Here is a 1,575-nt window from a genome sequence, read left to right as displayed (position 1 = left end):
CGGAGCAGGCCGAAGGCAGCCCGTCCGTAGGTCTGTCGCTTGAGCATCTTGACCCGGTTGACGTTGCCCTCGACCGCGCCGGAGCTGTGCGGAAGGGTCAGCCCGTTGAGGACCGCAGCGTGGTCACGCCGTAGGCCAAGGGTGAAAGAACGCAGATAGGGCAGGTCGTCGGCGTCGACCTTCTCCATCCAGTCGTCGAGCCGCTTCCCCTGGCGTTGCAGCATCATCTCGGCGAAGGCCCGCACGTGACCGGCGAGTGCGTCGAGGTGGGGGCAGTCGGCCAGAACGTTCTTGAGCGCGATCCGGTCGTCGTTGTCCAGGTTGTCGGGGTGCGTCATGATCCAGCGGGTGATGGTGCGGACCTTGGGCGGTTTGGCGACCGCGGGCGGAGCGGTGCCCGTCTCGCGAAACGGGGCCAGGTAGTCGCGGACCGCGCCGTAGCTGCCCCGGTAGCCCTGGGCGGTGATCTCCCGGTGCAGTTCCAGGACGTTGGTGCAGCCGTCGTTCCAGCGCTGGTGCAGGTAGGGCTTGTAAGCGTCGAGTCTGCTGGGTCGTCCGGCCCGGCTGGTGGCCAGAACATCATCGACGCTCTCGGCCCTGTAGAAGCGGCGGACGGTCCCCTTGGCCAGGCCGAGCTCACGCATGATCGGTTTGATGCCGTGACCTGCGGCTTTCAGCTCCTGGATCTGCTGGTAGCGCGTTCGGGTGCGCACCACGATGGCGCTGGTCTCCGCACGGGCCTGCGCGGCTTCGGCTGCCCGCTGTTCCAGATCATGGGACGGGTGGTCGGCTACCGGCATCGCGGGAGCGGGGGCGGGCGGGTACAGGCAGGCGTGGTGGGCGGCGACTGTCTTTTCCGCATATCGGCCCAGGTTGTCCCAGAGGTGCCAGCGGTCGGCGACCTGGATGGCCTCGGGCGCTCCGGCACGGGTGCCTTCGGCGTAGGCGCCGGCCCGGTCCCGGCAGACCACCTCGATGCCCGGATGCTCGCGCAGCCAGGCCGCCAGGGTGGCGGCCTCCCGATCGGGCAGCAGATCGACCGGCCGGCGGGTGTCCATGTCGATCAGGATCGTGCCGTAGACGTGGCCGCGGCGCAGCGCGAAATCGTCCACACCGAGGACCGTGACCTGGCCGACCTCGGGGTCGGGCAGGGCCCGGATCCGTCGCAGCAGGGTGCTGCGGCTGGTCAGCAGTCCGAGGATGCGGGCCAGGCGTGCCCCGGCGCGGCCGGCCAGGGCCAGCGCGATCGCTTTCAGCATCGAGGCCAGCAGCGGGCTGTGGCGAGCGTAGCGGCTGGTCAGGTTCGGGATCTGCTCGGCGAACGTCGCGGCCGGGCACAGGTCGTTGTCGCAGAAGAACCGGCGGCTGATCACCCGGATCAGCACTCTGCGGCCCCCGAGCGCCGCATCGGCAAGACGCCGCTCGTAGCGACTATGGACACGAGCAGAGCCCTCTCCGCATCGTCGGCAGGTGCCGTTCCCAGCGCGGGGCCGTACTCGGATCGCCACATGCGCTTCGGTCACTTCCACGCGGTCCACGACGACAGCGGCCAGGTGAGGAAGGAGGGCGTCAAGC

The 1,575-nt window shown here is 69.6% G+C and carries 1 protein-coding gene; it reads right to left on the bottom strand.

All coding sequences use genetic code 11. The features are described 5' to 3' along the window. Positions 1-1,508 (bottom strand): ISL3 family transposase (locus IEZ06_RS35725; RefSeq protein WP_229799170.1); only part of this gene is annotated, 1,508 nt, incomplete at its 3' end. Between the last annotated feature and the right edge of the window lie 67 nt (positions 1,509-1,575).

It is taken from the genome of Planomonospora antibiotica, assembly GCF_014647955.1.
In the GTDB taxonomy this organism is placed as follows: Bacteria; Actinomycetota; Actinomycetes; order Streptosporangiales; family Streptosporangiaceae; genus Planomonospora; species Planomonospora parontospora.
Note: the sequence above shows the minus strand (reverse complement) of the source record. Positions and strands in the feature narration are given on the sequence as shown.